12 protein-coding genes are annotated in these 15,501 nt (G+C 67.5%); 4 read left to right on the plus strand and 8 right to left on the minus strand.

The window, feature by feature from the left end; genetic code table 11:
- Positions 1–68 precede the first annotated feature (68 nt).
- Together ACT53N_RS02925 and ligA are read right to left on the minus strand one after the other, a co-directional pair.
- Positions 69–497 (minus strand): DUF2147 domain-containing protein, encoded by a 429-nt coding sequence (locus tag ACT53N_RS02925; protein ID WP_476062466.1) that lies wholly within the window; start codon positions 495–497, stop codon positions 69–71.
- Positions 498–607: 110 nt separating this feature from the next.
- Entirely contained in the window at positions 608–2,959 is a 2,352-nt protein-coding gene (gene ligA / locus ACT53N_RS02930) for an NAD-dependent DNA ligase LigA (RefSeq protein WP_476062467.1), read from the minus strand.
- Positions 2,960–3,090: 131 nt separating this feature from the next.
- On the opposite strand from ligA, the gene ACT53N_RS02935 reads away from it, so the two are divergent.
- The gene (locus ACT53N_RS02935; RefSeq protein WP_476062468.1) at positions 3,091–4,227 is read left to right on the plus strand and encodes an acyltransferase family protein; all 1,137 of its coding nucleotides are present in this window, start codon (positions 3,091–3,093) and stop codon (positions 4,225–4,227) included.
- A gap of 4 nt (positions 4,228–4,231) precedes the next feature.
- Here ACT53N_RS02935 and ACT53N_RS02940 read toward each other — a convergent pair whose 3' ends face one another.
- From ACT53N_RS02940 to ACT53N_RS02950, 3 genes are read right to left on the minus strand one after another with little or no spacing between them, the layout of a single operon-like run.
- Complete coding sequence (locus ACT53N_RS02940) at positions 4,232–5,587, minus strand: DUF3526 domain-containing protein (RefSeq protein ID WP_476062469.1); 1,356 nt, start codon at positions 5,585–5,587, stop codon at positions 4,232–4,234.
- On the minus strand, positions 5,584–7,032 hold the full coding sequence (locus ACT53N_RS02945) for an ABC transporter permease (protein ID WP_476062470.1): 1,449 nt from the start codon (positions 7,030–7,032) through the stop codon (positions 5,584–5,586). Before ACT53N_RS02945 ends, ACT53N_RS02940 begins: the two co-directional genes overlap by 4 nt.
- Positions 7,029–7,763 (minus strand): ABC transporter ATP-binding protein, encoded by a 735-nt coding sequence (locus ACT53N_RS02950; RefSeq protein WP_476062471.1) that lies wholly within the window; start codon positions 7,761–7,763, stop codon positions 7,029–7,031. The genes ACT53N_RS02945 and ACT53N_RS02950 overlap by 4 nt, the downstream gene beginning before the upstream one ends.
- 136 nt (positions 7,764–7,899) lie before the next feature.
- Between ACT53N_RS02950 and ACT53N_RS02955 the strand changes: the two genes are divergently transcribed.
- The 3 genes from ACT53N_RS02955 (at position 7,900) to ACT53N_RS02965 (ending at position 13,805) form a co-directional block, all read left to right on the plus strand.
- On the plus strand, positions 7,900–9,981 hold the full coding sequence (locus ACT53N_RS02955) for a TonB-dependent siderophore receptor (protein ID WP_476062472.1): 2,082 nt from the start codon (positions 7,900–7,902) through the stop codon (positions 9,979–9,981).
- A 278-nt stretch (positions 9,982–10,259) separates the two neighbouring features.
- Positions 10,260–12,638, plus strand: a complete 2,379-nt coding sequence (locus ACT53N_RS02960; protein ID WP_476062473.1) for a transglycosylase domain-containing protein — start codon at positions 10,260–10,262, stop codon at positions 12,636–12,638.
- Between the two features lie 126 nt (positions 12,639–12,764).
- Positions 12,765–13,805, plus strand: a complete 1,041-nt coding sequence (locus ACT53N_RS02965) for a substrate-binding domain-containing protein (RefSeq protein ID WP_476062474.1) — start codon at positions 12,765–12,767, stop codon at positions 13,803–13,805.
- An 80-nt stretch (positions 13,806–13,885) separates the two neighbouring features.
- Here the strand turns inward: ACT53N_RS02965 and ACT53N_RS02970 are convergent, their stop codons facing one another.
- The 3 genes from ACT53N_RS02970 to mepK all read right to left on the minus strand — a co-directional run bounded on the left by ACT53N_RS02970 (position 13,886) and on the right by mepK (position 15,457).
- Positions 13,886–14,248, minus strand: a complete 363-nt coding sequence (locus ACT53N_RS02970) for a GFA family protein (protein ID WP_476062475.1) — start codon at positions 14,246–14,248, stop codon at positions 13,886–13,888.
- 117 nt (positions 14,249–14,365) lie between these two features.
- Positions 14,366–14,698, minus strand: coding sequence for a hypothetical protein (locus ACT53N_RS02975; protein WP_476062476.1), 333 nt, complete (start codon positions 14,696–14,698; stop codon positions 14,366–14,368).
- Between the two features lie 108 nt (positions 14,699–14,806).
- Positions 14,807–15,457: a peptidoglycan L,D-endopeptidase MepK gene (gene mepK, locus ACT53N_RS02980; RefSeq protein ID WP_476062477.1), complete on the minus strand. Its 651-nt coding sequence runs from the start codon at positions 15,455–15,457 to the stop codon at positions 14,807–14,809.
- Positions 15,458–15,501: the final 44 nt, after the last annotated feature.

Consider the following 15,501-nt stretch of genomic DNA (forward strand, 5'->3'; position numbering starts at 1 on the left):
TCAACAGCACTTCCCCCTCCGGTCGCTTCGCGACCACCTCCCCCGCGAGGGGGAGGATTTGATGCGACCTACCGGATCCGCGTCCACTTCTGGGTCTTGCACAGCGGCGCGACGATGCAGCCCTTGAGCTTCAGCTCGGTGTTGCTGACCATTTCGATCGTGCCCGAATAGGTGCCGCCATCCTCGGGGTTGTAGACCTTGCCGCCAGTCCACTTGGTGGGGCCGCCGCTGAAGTCGTAGAGCATCTGCAGGTTCTTCAAGGTGCGGCCGCGCTGGCTCTCGTCCTTGTTCTTGATGTCCTTCAGGCCCGGATTGGTCTTGATGTGGTCGGATGTCACCAGCTTGCCGCAGAGGCTGTTGCCGCAGCGCGAGATCTCGACCTGGCCGCCATTGCCCGGCGTCGCCCACAGGCCCGTGACATCCGCAGCGAAGGCGGGCGCTGAAACGGCGAGGCTGGCGCCGAGCGCGGCGGCGGCGATCATGGCTTTGCGGATCATCAAAATCTCCCTGTTCACGCGATCAGCGTGCGTCTTGGTCGCTTGGTTGCGCGATCACGTCTCTCGAAACAAGCGTTCGCACGAAATCGCGGCGAGAATTCGGAAAGCAGTCAGCCCGCCACAAGCGCCAGCCACTCGTCTTCTGTCATCACCTGGATGCCAAGTTCCGTAGCGGTCTTGAGCTTGGAGCCCGCGCCGGGGCCGGCGACCACGAGGTCGGTCTTCTTGGAGACTGAAGACGCGACCTTGGCCCCCAAGCCCTCGGCCTGCGCCTTGGCCTCGTCGCGGGTCATCTTCTCCAGCGATCCGGTGAAGACGATGGTCTTGCCCGCCACCGCAGTGTCGGTCTTGGGCTTGGCCACCGGCTGGATGTCGAGCTCGGCGACGAGGTTGGCGACCTTCTGGCGGTTGTGGTCTTCGGCGAAGAAGCGCGCCAGGGATTGCGCCGCCACCGGTCCGACGCCGTCGATGGCGGCCAGGTGCAGATAGTCATCGCCCGGCGCGCCTGACGCCGCCGCCGCCAGCCCCTCGGCGAAGGCGTCCCAGGTTCCGTAGCGCTGCGCCAGCGCCGCGCGGGCGGGCTTCGTCAGCTTCGGGACTGCGTGGCCGATCTTGATCTCAAGGTCGTCGGTCTGCGGCCACGGGTCGGCGACCAGACCGCCCTTCCCCGCCTCGATCAGCATGTCCAGCGCCTTGGGCCCCACGCCCGGCGCCGTGGAGAGCTCGAGATAGGTCTCGCCGGGCAGCGCCCGTGCGGCGGCCTCGGCGGCGGCCTGCAGGTCCGCAAAGCGGTCAAAGTTGCGGGCCAGCACCGTAGAGGTCGTCTCGCCGATGTCGCGCGCGCCCAGGCCGTAGATCATGCGGTCCATGCCGATGGTCCGCCGCGCCTCGACCCCCTTGACCAGATTGGCCACCGACGTCTCGCCATAGCCCTCGCGTTCGCGCAGGGCGGCCAGCTTCTCCTCGTCGCGCGCCAGCTTGAAGATGTCGGCGGGCTCGGTGATCCAGCCTTCCTCGAAAAAGGCCTGCAGCTGCTTCTCGCCCAAACCTTCGATGTCGAACGCCCGGCGGGAGACGAAGTGGCGCAGGTGCTCGACCCGCTGAAACGGACAGGCGAACTCGCCGGTGCAACGACGCACCACCGACTCCTGGCCGGACGCCGTCACCTCGCGCGCCAGCGGTGTCTGCAAGGGACACGGGCAGATATGGGGGAATTCATAGGGCGGCGGCGCGGGATGAGGCCGCGCGTCCAGCGCGACCTCGACGATCTGCGGAATGACGTCCCCGGCCCGCTGGATAACGACGGTGTCGCCGACGCGCACATCCAGGCGCGCGATCTCGTCGCCATTGTGCAGGGTGGCGTTGGTCACCGAGACGCCGCCGACCGTCACCGGCTTCAGCCGCGCCACGGGGGTGATGGCGCCGGTGCGGCCGACCTGAAGATCGATGGCTTCCAGAACCGTCCGCGCGCGCTGCGCCGGGAACTTGCGGGCGATCGCCCAGCGCGGCGAGCGGGAGACGAAGCCCAGGCGGCGCTGCTGCTCCAGGTCGTCGACCTTGTAGACGACGCCGTCGATATCGAAGCCCAGGGTCGGCCGCAGGACCTCGAACTGGGCGTAGATATCGAGCAGACCTTGTGCGTTCAGCACGCGCTGGGCGGGCGGCGCCGTGGTCACGAAACCCCATTTGGCCAGCTTTTCCAGCGCGCCCCACTGCGTCTCGGCGAACGCGTCCGACACGAGACCCCAGGCGTAGCCGAAGAACCGCAACGGCCGTTGGGCGCTGATCTTGGGATCAATCTGGCGCAGCGAGCCCGCCGCGAAGTTGCGAGGATTGGCGTAGGTGCGCTGACCGGCCTCTTCGGCGGCCGTGTTGAAGGCGGCGAAGGCCTCCAGCTCGACATAGACCTCGCCGCGCACCTCGATCACGTCGGGCCAGCCCGCGCCCTTCAGGCGGTGGGGAATGTCGGCGATGGTGCGCAGATTGGCGGTCACGTCCTCGCCAACGCGCCCGTCGCCGCGCGTCGCGCCCTGCACGAGGATACCCTTCTCATAGCGCAGCGAGGCCGACAGGCCGTCGATCTTGGGCTCAGCGGTGTAGGCGACTGTCTCGGACGGCGGGATCCGTAGGAAGCGTCGGATGCGGGCGTCAAACTCGATCGCCTCGTCGTTCGAGAAGGCGTTGTCGAGGCTTAGCATCGGCACGCCGTGCTCCACCGGCGCGAACTGCTCGGCCCGCGCGGCGCCGACCCGCATCGAGGGCGAGTTGTCGCGCACCAGATGCGGGAAGCGGGTCTCGATATCGAGGTTCCGCCGCTTCAGCGCGTCGTACTCGGCGTCGCTGACTGTCGGGTTGTCCTGTTGGTGATAGGCGATGTCATGCGTCGCCAGGAGATCGGCCAGACGCTCCAGTTCCTCGACGGCCTGGGCTTCGGTGAGGTCGGCGACGGGGATCTGTGACACGGGGCGAATCCGAAAGGCGAAGAACGCGGCGAGGTTAGCAACGCGGTGGTGATGGGGGGAGTCACACGCGCCCTCGCCTGACAGGCGAACTTGGCCCGGCCCTTGCGGCGTAGCACGCGAAGGAGCCTCCCATGTTCAACGCCGGCACACGTCTGTCTCCAGCGAGCGCTCCGCCTGTCCTGTCCCGGGACGGTCCGCTGGACGCCCTGCGCTTCCTGGCGGCCCTGTTCATCGTGCTCTACCACGTCGCCGAGCGCGCGCCGGTGTCGCTGTTTAGCCTGTCGCCGGCGTTCGGGCGCGGCTATCTGGCGACCGACTTCTTCCTGATGCTGTCGGGCTATGTGCTGGCCCGCACCTACGGTGCGCGCGTGCTGGGCGCCGAGGTCGACACCTTGACCTTCCTGAAGCGTCGCGTGCAGCGGATCTGGCCGCCGCACCTGGTCATGCTGGCCCTGTTCGTCGTCTTCTTCCTGGCCACCACGGCGGTCGGCCTAGCGCCGCAGAACCCGCAATGGTTCCAGTGGGATCAACTGCTGCCGCAGATCTTCCTGGTGCAAGCCTGGTTTGTCCCGGGGACCTCGGGCTGGAACATGCCGACCTGGACCCTGTCGGCCCTGATCGTGGCCTATGCGCTGTTCCCGATGGTCTGGCGCAAGGTCGCCGCCACGTCGCGGCCTTTGCGACTGCTGGCTATGGGCGTCTGCGTCTGGGTGATCATCGACCAGACCGCGCTGATGGCGTTCGGCGTGCATGGCTATCAGTCGCCGCTCCGCTTTGGCCTGATCCGGGGCGTGCCGTTGTTCCTGATCGGCGTGCTGGTCGCGCGTCTGCCGCTCACGCGCCTGGCCCAGCAGCAAGCGCTGCCGCTGGCGGCCGCCAGCCTGACCATCGTCATCGGCGTGCAAGCGCTGGGGAACTTCGACTACTTCAGCCTCGCCCTGCTGGCGTTCCTGATCTACGCAGCCGGCGCCGCCAAGCCGCGCGCCTGGCGCTGGGCGGGCGCGGCCGGGCGACTGTCGTTCCCGCTGTTCCTGACCAACACCCTCACAGCCGTGGTCTGGTTTGGCCTCGTGCGGATGCTCGACGCCAAGCTTGGCCTGCCGGTCGCCGCCCAGTGGACGCTGTGGGCGCTGGCCATCCCGGCGACGATCATCGCCGCATGGCTGTTCGAGCGCCTGGTCGACGCGCCGCTGCAGACCTGGATCAAGTCGCGGTCGCGTGGGGCGGCGGCCCCGCACATCACCAAGATGCGCGAGGCCTCGGCGTAGGCGTCTAGGACGCCTTCCTGCGTCCCCGCACAAGGCCAACTCCGCCGACCAGCGCCGTCATCAAGACCACGCCGCCAAGCAGCGCGACAGGCCAGCTTCCGACCGCCGGCGCGGCCCGATACTGCGGCGCGCGCGCGAAGTCGGCGCGGTCGAACGGCCGGTCTTCGAACAGGTACGGATAGTAGAACCGCCGAAGCGCGCCATGGAACGCGCGGATGCGGTCCTGATAGGCGATCTGCGCCGCAGGATCGGTGGCGGCAAGGCGGTGGAGCGCCAGCTGAGTCGCCACGCCGGGGGTGCAGAGGCCCAGCCGCTCACTCCAGGCCGCCCGGGCCAGCACACCCTGCCGATACTGGCGCGACAGATCGCCAGCCAGTTCGTCCCCGACTTGGTGGAAGGCGAAATACCATTTCCAGTGGAACGCCTCGCCCAGCGGCGCGGTGTTGCGCCACTGCGGATGGGTGCGGAAGAACGCCTCCATGGTTTCAGACTTGGGGATGTCCCAGGCGCGATGGACGGCGGTGCGCTGGGTTTGGCCAAGCTCCATGCCCTGGCGTAGCGGAATGGCGCTGTTGATCACCACGTGACCGATCGCCGGAACGATCAGGGTCAGGGTCATCCAGGCCGCCGCCAGGGTCATGGCGTTGGCCAGCGAGCTGCGCGCCGCGCGGGCGACCACCAGGCACAGCACGATCCAGAAGGCCAGATAGGCCAGCACCACCGCCAGCACCGCTCCGACCTTCCAAAGCGCTGTGCTGGCGACGAAGGCTCCCACGAAGAACGGCAGGGCCAGCGCCAGGAAAAGACCCAGCGCGCGAACGGTCAGACGCGCGCCCCAAAGCGCCGAGGGCGCGCCGACCGAGGCCTCCAGGGCCCGCAACCGCCCGGCCTCCCGCTCGCCCGAGCGCAGGTCGTGGAACAGCAGGATCACGAACAGCGGCGCCAGATAGACCAGCACGAAGGCGAAGTCGAAACGTCCCGGAAGCGCAGCCTCCGGATTGCCGATCTCGCCCTCATAGAGCTGCGCCTCCAGGCCAAGAGCCCGCACCCGCAGGACGTAGGGCGAGACATCGCGGGTCCCGATGGCGGCGAACGCCAGGTCCGACGGCGGATCCGACGTGGCGTGGAACGTGTAATAGGCCGCGCTGCCAGGATCCTTCTCGCGGGAGACCCAGTCGGTGATCGCGGCGACGTCGGACGCCTGCTGTGGTCCGATCCGGGCGATGGCGGCCTCCTGGCGCGCGACCTCGACCAGGCCGGCGCCGATGGCAACGCTGGTCAGGACGAGCAGGCCGAGAATGGCCACAACGGCTGATTTCAGGTCCAGCAGGAAGCGGGCTTCGCGAAGCAGGGCGTTCATGCGGCGCTCCGGTTCAGGCGACGGCCGGCGCGGGCCGCAAACACGGCGCCAGCGGCAAGCCAGAGCAACAGGGCGACCAGCGCCGGCAAGGCGCGGCCCACGACGTCGGCCGCCGAGGGCCGTTTGGGGTCGAAGTGGGGCATGGCCTGCCAGTGGTCGGACGAGATGCGGCTGCGAGCCTCCGCCGCCGCGTTCTTGCTCTTGGCGGCGTCATCAGCGGCGGTGACCGCCGTGGCCTGCAGGCGGTTGAGACGCTGCACCAGATCGTAGCGATAGGCCTCGGCCTGCTCAAGGAACCGGCGGTAGGCGAACAGGTCGGTCTCGGCCAAGGTCATGGACACACGGCGGATCGCCACGGTCGGGCTGACCACCGCCAGGGCGTCCATCACCCGCCCTTGCGCCTCCATCGCGCCGAAGGCCTGGTCTGCGTAGCGGTCGAACAGGCTGGAGGTCAGCTTCTCGCCCTCGATGGCGAGCAGACCGCGATAGTTGACCGGCAGGTCCTCAACCCGCGTCACGCCATACTGTTTCAGCGTCTTCTGCTTGAAGGCCGCGAAATAGGGGTCGTTGGGATTGTGGCTGTCGCCCATCGCGCGCAGGTCGCGCTGGACGGCGATGTCGGTCTCCACGCGCGTCGGCAGCGGCGCCAGGGCGGCGGCGGCCTCGGGCGCGACGCGCGGAACCAGCACCACCATGAACGCCCAGGCGCCGACAAGGCCGATCAGGGCCGAACGGCTGCGGTTGGCCGTGGCGGAGACGGCGATGATCAGCAGGATCCAGAAGGCGAGGTAAGCGACATAGCCCAGCGCGGTCAGTCCGACGGCCGAGAGCCGCGCCCCGCCGCTGGCGCCGAGCCACAGCAGAAGACCAAAGGCCGGGGTCGAGATGGCCAGGGCCGCCAGGCCCAACGCCAGGGCCTTGCCGCTCAGCAGCGCCCCGCCGGAAATCCCGGCCAACAGCGACTGGCGCAACGTGCCCCGTTCGCGCTCGCCCGCGATCATCCCGGCCCCGATGAACACCAGCAGCAGCGGCACGATCACCTGCAGCACCAGCGCGGGCGACAGCAGTCCGAACCGGACCAGCAGCGAGGACTGCCGGGCGTCGCCAAAATTGGCGCTGTTCTGCCGATGACCTTCGAGGAAGATCATATTGCCCGTATAGGCCTCGACGCCCGGATCCATCGCCGCCAGGCCGCTGGCCGGCCGGATGGCGAAGTGGCCAAAGTGCACGACACGGTGCGGGTGCCGGTTAGGCTGGGCCGCAAAGTCCTCGTCGGCGGCGTGCTGCAAGCGCTCGCGAAGGCCCGCCTGGTCGGCCTGATAGGCGTGCGAGGTCAGCGCTGCGGCGAAGGTCAGCAACGCGACAAGGATCAGGCCGATCAGGGCGACCCGGCTCCGAACAAGGTGACGCAGTTCGTTGCGCGTCACCGAAAGGATCACGCTCATGCCGCCCGCGCCCTTGAGAAGCGATTGTGCAGGGCGCGAAGGTCGAAGCGCTCAGGGCCCTCGGCGACCATCTCGTCGCTGATCCGTCCGCGCTCCAGGAACCCGATGCGGTCCGCGATGTCGGCGACGCCGATCAAGTCGTGGGTGACGATCAGGATCGCGGCCCCCTCCCCGCGCAGGCGCGAGACCAGGGCGTTGAAGTCGGCGGTCGCGCCCGGATCAAGCCCCGAGGTCGGCTCGTCCAGCAGCAGCACCGACGCGCGGCGCAGCACCGCCAGGGCGATGGCTGTCTTCTGGCGCATGCCCTTGGAGAAGCCCGACACCCGGCGCCCCCAGGCCTCTTCGGCCAGACCGACAGTGTCGAGCGCCTTGTTGATCTCGTCGGCGACGGGGCGCAGGCCCGCCAAACGCAGGAAATAGTCGATGTTCTCCCGCGCGGTCAGGTGCTCGTACAGCGCCACATTCTCGGGAATGTAGGCGATGGCGCGCCGCACCTCGGCGGGCTCCGACGCAGGATCGCGACCGACCACGCGGACGCGGCCGGCGCTGGGGCGGACAAAGCCGAGGATCGCCTGCAGGGTGGTCGACTTCCCCGCGCCATTGCCGCCGAGCAGGCCGTAGACCTCCCCGGCCCTGACTGTGAGAGCCAGTTGGTCGATCACGGCGCGATCGCCGTACCGCACCACGAGATCCGCGATCTCGATCGCCTTTTCGCTTCCCTCAGTCGTCACGCCACCCTCATCAGCCAGTCAGGCGCCGCTCGCGTCGCCATGTGATGTTATATCGTAACAATTATCTTGACCGTCGATCAACCCCTCGCCTATTCGACCGGCCAACTCAGACCGCCGTTCTCCAGCGAGATCCCCCATGACCTCCAAGGCCCTTCTTTTCGCCCTCTGCGCCGGCGCCTCGCCGTTCGCCTTCGCCAGTCTGGCCGCCGCGCAGGACAAGGCCGATGAGGTCGACAGCGTCGTGATCACCGGCTCGCGCGCGGCCAGCGCCGGCATCAACGGCGTGGTCATCGCCCCCCTGAAACTGCCGCAGAGCGTGCGGGTTCTGGACGAGGCCCTGATCGTCGACACCGGCGTGACCAACCTGTCGGACCTCTTTGATTTCGCCGGCGGCATGGCCCGCCAGAACAGCTTCGGCGGCGCGTGGGACGCCTATGCCATCCGCGGGTTCTCGGGCGACATCAACCAGGGCCCGGACCTCCTGGTGAACCGCTTCACCGCCAACCGCGGCTTCAATGCGCGGCGCGACATCGCCACCGTCGAGCGCTTCCAGGTGCTCAAGGGCCCCGCCTCGGCCCTCTCGGGAAAGGGCGAGCCCGGCGGCTCGATCAACATCGTCACCAAGGCGCCGACCGAAACCGCCCAAGGTTCGGGGGAGCTCTCCTATGGCAGCTTCGACGCCAAGCGGATCATGGGCGACCTCAGCGGCCCTGTGGGCGGCGGCGTCTCGGCCCGCATGATCGCCGTCTATCAGGACACAGACGGTTGGCGCGATCATGTCGGCAGCGACCGCCTACTGCTGGCCCCTTCGCTGGCCTGGACGCCGTCCGACGACCTGCGCCTGCTTTACCAGCTGGAGGCCAACACCGTGCACTTCGTGCATGACCGAGGTCTGGTGGCGGTAGGCGGCAATGGCAAGGCGCTGCCGCGCGAGCGTTTCCTGGGCGAACCGAACGACGGCGACATCACGCAGAAGACGGTCCAGCACCAGCTGACCACGACCTACAACTTCAGCCCGAGCGTCGCGGTCGAAGCCGGCGTCCAGTATCGCGACGGCTCGTTCCGAGGGCAGTCCACCCACAACGGCGCGCTGATCGGCACACAGCTTCGCCGTCAACTGCGCATCCACGACTATACCTGGGATGACCTCTCCGGCCGGATCGAGGTCAGCTTCGACGGTAAGCTCGGTGGCCTGGAGCACCAGCTACGCGCCGGCGCCGACGCCTTCACCTATGAGCAGCACCGGATCTTCTACCGCTTCAGCCCGACAGCGGCCGCGCCCTACGCGATCGACATCTTCAATCCGGTGTACGGCCAGACAAAGCCGGTCGCGCCGCTGAATCAGAATGTGCTGGAAGAGCTGAGCGGCGAGAGCCTCTATCTGCAGGACCTGGTGACGCTGAACAGCCAGTTCACCCTGCTGGTCGGCGTCCGCCAGGACTGGATCCGCCAGACCAACACCAACCTGCGCAACAACACGGTCACCCGGCAGTCGCCGTCGCAGGCCTCGCCGCGCGCCGCCCTGACCTGGGCGCCGAACGAGAGCTTCTCGGCCTATGTCAGCTGGGGACGTTCGTTCCGCTACAATCAGGGATCCGACGCCGTGGGCGGCGCCTTCCCGCCTGAGAAGGGCGAGGCCTGGGAAGCGGGCGTGAAGTGGGATCTGGCCGGCCGCCTGACCGGCACGGCCTCGCTGTTCCGCATCGACAAGGAGAACATCCTCGTCAACGACCCGGCCAACAGCGGCTTCTTCATTCCCGTGGGCGCCGCGCGTAGTCAGGGCGTGGAGGCCGAGGCCAATCTTCACCTGCCCAAGGGGATCACCGCCACGGCGGTCTACGCCTACACCGACACCGAGATCACCCGGGACACCCGAGCCAACATGGTTGGCAGCCATCTGAGCAATATCCCGAAGCACTCGGGCGCGCTTTACGCCAACTGGCGCTCGGCCGGCGATGCGGCGGGATCGGTGACCGTGGGCGGCGGCGTTGTTTATGTCGGCGAGCGCACGGGCGACGACGTCAACACCGGCTTCAAGCTGCCGGACTATGTGACGGTGCGCGCCAACCTTGCCTACAAGGCGTCGAAGGCGGTCTCGCTGCACCTGGATGTCGAGAATCTGTTCGACACCTATTACCTGGAAAGCTCGTACAGCAACGTCTGGATCACACCGGGCGCGCCGCGCACGATCACGGGCCGGCTGCGCGTCAGCTTCTAGCCGCCTCTAGCCTTTGCGTCGGTGGCTCCGATCGGCGCGAAGGCCAGAACCACCAAAAGAAAAGCCCGGCGGAAGGCCGGGCTGGAATAAGTAGGGAGGAAACGCCCCGGGAAGGGCAGAGGCGCTCGGCCTCACGTGAGTGATCTATGTTCACTTTCGAGAGGTTCAAGGCCCCGCCTGAAAGATTCTTCACAAGCGGGCCGCTTGGCTTGCCGGGGCCGTGTGATATGAGCGCCCTCGACGAATGAGGGCCTGCGCCCGAAGCGAGCGCCAAGTCCATGTCTGATCCTACCGACCCTGCAGACGACATTTCCGCCGCGCCGGCGCCAAAGCCCCGGCGGCCGCGAAAGCCTCGCGCTCAGACCGTCATGACCGAGGCCGCCGGTCTCGATCCAGCCGCGCCGGAAACCGCGCCTGCAAAGCCGCGCCGCGCCCGCAAATCCCGCCGCGCGAAGCCCGAGGCCGTCGCCCCCACAGAAGTCGAGGCGCCGTCGCCGGCGACCGTCAGTCAAGACGACGCCGACGCCGATCTTTTCGAGCCCGCAGTGAAGGCCGAGACGGAGACTGAAGACACCCCGACGGAAACCGAAGCGGCCGCCACGTCTGAGACAATGTCCGAGGCCGAGCTCGCGACCGAAGCCGAGGTCGCGCCAGAGCCGGACGTCCCGGCTGAAGCCCCCGCCCTCCCCGAGCCTGAGGCCCCGGCCGAGCCGGAACCCAAGGCGGAGGTTGAGGCGGTCGAAGCCCCAGCGCCGGAACACCCCGCCCCCGTCGCCAAGCCACCGATCTGGAAGCGACCGGCCTGGCTGATCGGCGCGGGCGCGGCGGTCGTTCTGGTCATCGTGCTGCTCGCCTCGCTGTTCTGGTCCCTGCCGTTGAGCCGAGCGCTGGAGCCTCTGGACAATTCGGCCATCGTGCTGGTGGCCGAAGATGGGTCGCCCATCGCGCGTCGCGGCTCCTACAAGGAGGCGCCGATCGATGTGGCAAAGCTGCCGGCCTACGTGCCCGGCGCCTTCATCGCTATCGAGGATCGGCGCTTCTACAGCCACATGGGCGTGGACCCCAAGGCCATCGCCCGCGCGCTGGGCCGCAACGCCCAGGCCGGTGGCGTGTCCGAAGGCGGCTCGACCATCACCCAGCAGCTGGCCAAGAACGCCTTCCTGTCCAGCGACCGAAACCTGCGGCGCAAAGCCCAGGAGGCGCTGATCGCCGTCTATCTGGAAGCCCGGCTGTCCAAGGACGAGATCCTGTCGCGCTACCTGTCGTCGGTCTATTTCGGCGACGGCGCCTTTGGCCTACGCGCTGCAGCCCGACACTACTTCGGCAAACCGCCCGAACAGCTGACGATCGGCGAGGCGGCGATGCTGGCCGGTCTCGTGAAGGCGCCCTCGCGCCTGGCGCCGACCAACAACATCGAAGGCGCCCGCGAGCGCATGCGGGTGGTGCTCGGCGCCATGGTCGAGACCAAGACGATCACCCAGGCCCAGGCGGACGCGGTGGGCGAAGTGTCCCCTGTCGAAGCCGAGGAAAAGCTCCCTACGGGCTCGTACTTCGCCGACTGGGCCCTGCCCCAGGCCCGCGCGCTGATCGGGGCTCGCTACGGCGAGACCATCGTCAAGACGACGCTTGACCCCGAACTGCAGGAGAAGGCAGAGCGCATTCTCAACGACTATATCGAGCGTGACGGCGAGGTGCTCAACGTCACCCAAGGCGCTCTTGTGGCGATGCGCAAGGACGGCCGCGTCGTCGCCATGGTCGGCGGCCGCGACTACAAGCAGAGCCAGTTCAATCGCGCCGACGCCGAGCGCCAGCCGGGCTCGGCGTTCAAGCTGTTCGTCTATCTGGCGGCCCTGCGCGAAGGCATGACGGTCACCACCCCGATCCTCGATACGCCAGTGCAGGTCAGCGGCTACACACCCAAGAACCATGAGGGCAAATATCACGCCCGCGAGGTCCCCCTGATCACCGCTTTCGCCGGCTCGTCCAACGTCGCGGCGGTGCGCCTGGCGCACGACCTGGGTCCCGCCAAGGTCATCAAGGTGGCGCGCGAACTGGGCGTTACAGAAGAGATCCCGTCGGATCTGACCATGGCGCTGGGCACCGGACCGATGAGCCTGACCCGCCTGACCGCCGCCTATGCGTCCGTCGCGGCCGGCGAGTATCCGATCGTCCCGCATGGCGTGGCTGAATTCAAAAAGCCGAAGACCAAGGCCTATGACCCCAAGGTGCTGGCCAACATGCGCGATCTGTTGCGCTCGGCCACCCACCGCGGCACGGGTCTTGAGGCCGCCATCCCGGGAGCCTACGGCAAGACCGGCACGACCCAGGACTATCACGACGCGATCTTCGTCGGTTACGTCGAGGATCTGGTCGTCGGCGTCTGGCTGGGCAATGACGACAACAGCTCGATGAACGGCGTGGTCGGCGGCGGCGAGCCGGCGAAGATCTGGAAGGCGTTCATGCTGTCGGCGCTGGGCCGTGATGTCGCCCCTGTCGTCGAAGAAGACCCTCTCGAGGATCTCGGCCTGCCGCTGGAGGGCGAGCTGGGTCCGGACGGCCTGCCGCTGGCGCCGTTCACGCCGGAACCCAGCGAACCTTCGCCGCCGGCCAACAGTGGCGTTCCGCTGGCGCCGCCGCCTCCCGAGCCGCGCCCGTAGGATCTTACGGTCAAGCTTCATCCGCCCACGGACGCATTGTCGTAAAACTGTCGTCGAACCGTGACAAAAACCCGTCACCAGTCTGAGATGCTTCCCCAGCGTCTGGACGACACAGGATTTGACGACATGAACAAGCTTATCGGCGCGGTCGCCACCGTCGCTCTGCTCGCCGTCGCCGACCAAGCCCACGCGGCTCGCGACCAGGTCTGGGCCGCCGGCTCCTCGACGGTCTTCCCGTTCTCGACGCGCGTCGCCGAGAACTTCGCCAAGAAGACGGGCAAGAAGTCGCCCAAGATCGAAAGCCTCGGCACGGGCGGCGGCATCAAGATGTTCTGCGGCGGCACGGGCGAGAAATTCCCCGACATCGCCAACGCCTCGCGTCCGATGAAGAAGTCCGAGTTCCTGGCCTGTCAGAAGGCCGGCGTGAAGGACATCGTCGAGATCAAGATCGGCTTCGACGGCATCGTCGTCGCGTCGAACAAGAAGGGTCCGGACTTCAACTTCAAGCTCGAGCAGCTTTACCTCGGCCTCGCCGACCAGAGCCTGCGCGGCGGCCAGGTGGTCAAGCAGCCCTACAAGATGTGGAGCGAAGTCGGCCCGGGCCTGCCCAAGGCGCGCATCCTGGCCTACGGCCCGCCGCCCACCTCGGGCACCCGGGACGCGTGGATCGAGCTGGCCATCGAAGGCGGCGCCGCCAAGTTGCCGACCCTGGCCAAGATGAAAGCCGCCGACGAGAAGAAGTTCAAGGCCACCGTCTCGCCGATGCGCACCGACGGCGGCTGGGTCGACGCAGGCGAGAACGACAACGCCATCGTCGGCACCATCGAGAAGACCCCGAACGCGCTCGGCGTGTTCGGCTACTCGTTCCTTGAAGAGAACGGCTCGCGCATCAAGGGCGCCTCGGTCAACGGCGTGAAGCCGACGGCCCAGACCATCGCCAGCGGCCAGTACCCGCTGTCGCGCTCGCTCTACATCTACGTGAAGAAGTCGCAGGTCGGCGTGACGCCGGGCCTGAAGGAGTTCGTGACCGAGTTCGTTTCGGACGCCGCCACCGGTCGCGGCGGCTATCTGCAAGGTCGCGGCATGATCCCGCTGCCCCCGGCGGTGCATGCCCAGATGAAGCAGAAGGCCAACGCTCTGACGCCGATGCCGGCGCCCAAGAACTAGGCCCGCACGATAGGTCTGAACGAGAGAGGCGGTCGCTCAAGCGGCCGCCTTTTTCGTGCGCCCTGAACCGCGCCTTGCGCTCACACCTCGCTTCGACACCAGGTTGGCCTGTCCGGCAGATACTCATGAAAGTCGGGCGTCAGACCCGGATCGTCGTCCAGACAGCCGGCCGCGATGGCAAGGACGCGGCCCGAAAACGGATCGCCCAACGCCGTGCCGCAGCGCGCGCAGAAGCAGCGATTAAACCGTAGCGGCGGCTCGGGCGCATATCTGGCGACCAAATCGCGGCCTGCGACCCAAGAGAACGCCTCGGCGCGAACATAGGCGTAGGCGCTGGACCCAAACTTGCGACACCGCGAACAGTGGCAGACCCCGACCATGGCCGGACGCTCGAACAGTTCGAACCGAACGCCGCCGCAACAACAGCTTCCCTTGATCGCCACACGCGGTCTCCTTGATTTCTCAAGGACCGTGCGCCTCCCTTGTCGCCAGCGATGTGTCAGCAGGCTTCGATCGCGGCTGAGGCGGTGCGTCGCACCCTTCCAGGGTTGAGCGCGCCTTTAGCGTGTCCGAGAGGTCATGCCCGCTGCGGCCGCGTCGTCGGCGACCTGCGGGTCAAGCTCCGGCGCGGGCCCGGTCTGACGGATCGAAGGGTTAGCGGGCGCCTCCGGCGTCGGAGCCGGAACTTCCGTCTTGGCCGGTGGGGGCGGGCTGGACCTGGCGGCCATGGCGGCGGCCGCGGCGTTGTCCGCAGCGGTGCGCGTTTCAGCCGGCCCGTCTTCGTAACCACCGCCGCTGGACGTCAGGAACAGGATGGTCCCGAAGGTGGCCAGAACGCCGACGATGAACCCCAGCAGGAACAAACCAAACGGGTTGTTACGACGCTCGCTCATTCTACGGGTCCGCCATCCACGCCGACTTGGCCTTACCGCCGGCTACCATGGTCTAAACGGACGAGCCAGAGCTTGGTTACCGAATTCGGCTAACAGGCGAACGACGGTTCAGGTCCCGGTCCACTTGCGAACCGGCCCGACGTCGACATGGACGAAGTTGCTGGTCGGGTAATAGCCGACCCCGCCGACGCCCAGGTCCAGGGCCGCAGCTCGGATATGCTTGAGCTCGACATCCTCCAGGAAGATGTCCATGGCCTTGCCGTCCATGTGCAGGCTCTTCTTGGCGACCTCGCCGCTGCGTTTGGACAGAAGGCGGTTCGTCGACGGCGAGCGGTAGCCCGAGATCACCTGGAACGGCGACTTGCTCTCGGTCTTACGCGCGATCTGGTCCAGCAGGTCGTAGAGACCCCGGTCCATCGGATGGACCTCATCGTTACGATAGTCGCGCAGCACCTTGTCCAGCGCGCTCACGGCGTCCGGAACATAGGCGCCGTTCTCCCAGTAGACGGCTTCCAGCTTCTCGCCGGTATGGACGTTATGCAGATGCACCCAACGCGGCGCGACGGCGGGCGCGAGCTTCGGAGGGTCAATCGACGCGACCGTAGCGGCGACAGTGGTCGGCGGAGGAACCGGCGCGGCCTGAGGGAGCTTTCCCTCCAGCAGAGCGCCGATGATGTCGTCGTCGGCGCGCGCCGCCAACGGCAGAAGTCCGGCCCCGATAGCGCCCAGCCCCCACTGGAGCAGCTTACGTCGTTGCATGAGTACGCCTTACCCGACACCGAATGCCAGGCAGGACACCTCAT

This window comes from Caulobacter sp. DMC95, assembly GCF_056313785.1.

Excerpts from the sequence above, each read along its gene's own strand:
- ACT53N_RS02965 (WP_476062474.1), top strand. The coding sequence starts at position 12,765 with ATGAACAAGCTTATCGGCGCGGTCGCCACCGTCGCTCTGCTCGCCGTC.
- ACT53N_RS02955 (WP_476062472.1), top strand. The coding sequence starts at position 7,900 with ATGACCTCCAAGGCCCTTCTTTTCGCCCTCTGCGCCGGCGCCTCGCCG.
- ACT53N_RS02940 (WP_476062469.1), bottom strand. The coding sequence starts at position 5,587 with ATGAACGCCCTGCTTCGCGAAGCCCGCTTCCTGCTGGACCTGAAATCA.
- ACT53N_RS02925 (WP_476062466.1), bottom strand. The coding sequence starts at position 497 with ATGATCCGCAAAGCCATGATCGCCGCCGCCGCGCTCGGCGCCAGCCTC.
- ACT53N_RS02935 (WP_476062468.1), top strand. The coding sequence starts at position 3,091 with ATGTTCAACGCCGGCACACGTCTGTCTCCAGCGAGCGCTCCGCCTGTC.
- ACT53N_RS02960 (WP_476062473.1), top strand. The coding sequence starts at position 10,260 with ATGTCTGATCCTACCGACCCTGCAGACGACATTTCCGCCGCGCCGGCG.
- ACT53N_RS02945 (WP_476062470.1), bottom strand. The coding sequence starts at position 7,032 with ATGAGCGTGATCCTTTCGGTGACGCGCAACGAACTGCGTCACCTTGTT.
- ACT53N_RS02975 (WP_476062476.1), bottom strand. The coding sequence starts at position 14,698 with ATGAGCGAGCGTCGTAACAACCCGTTTGGTTTGTTCCTGCTGGGGTTC.
- mepK (WP_476062477.1), bottom strand. The coding sequence starts at position 15,457 with ATGCAACGACGTAAGCTGCTCCAGTGGGGGCTGGGCGCTATCGGGGCC.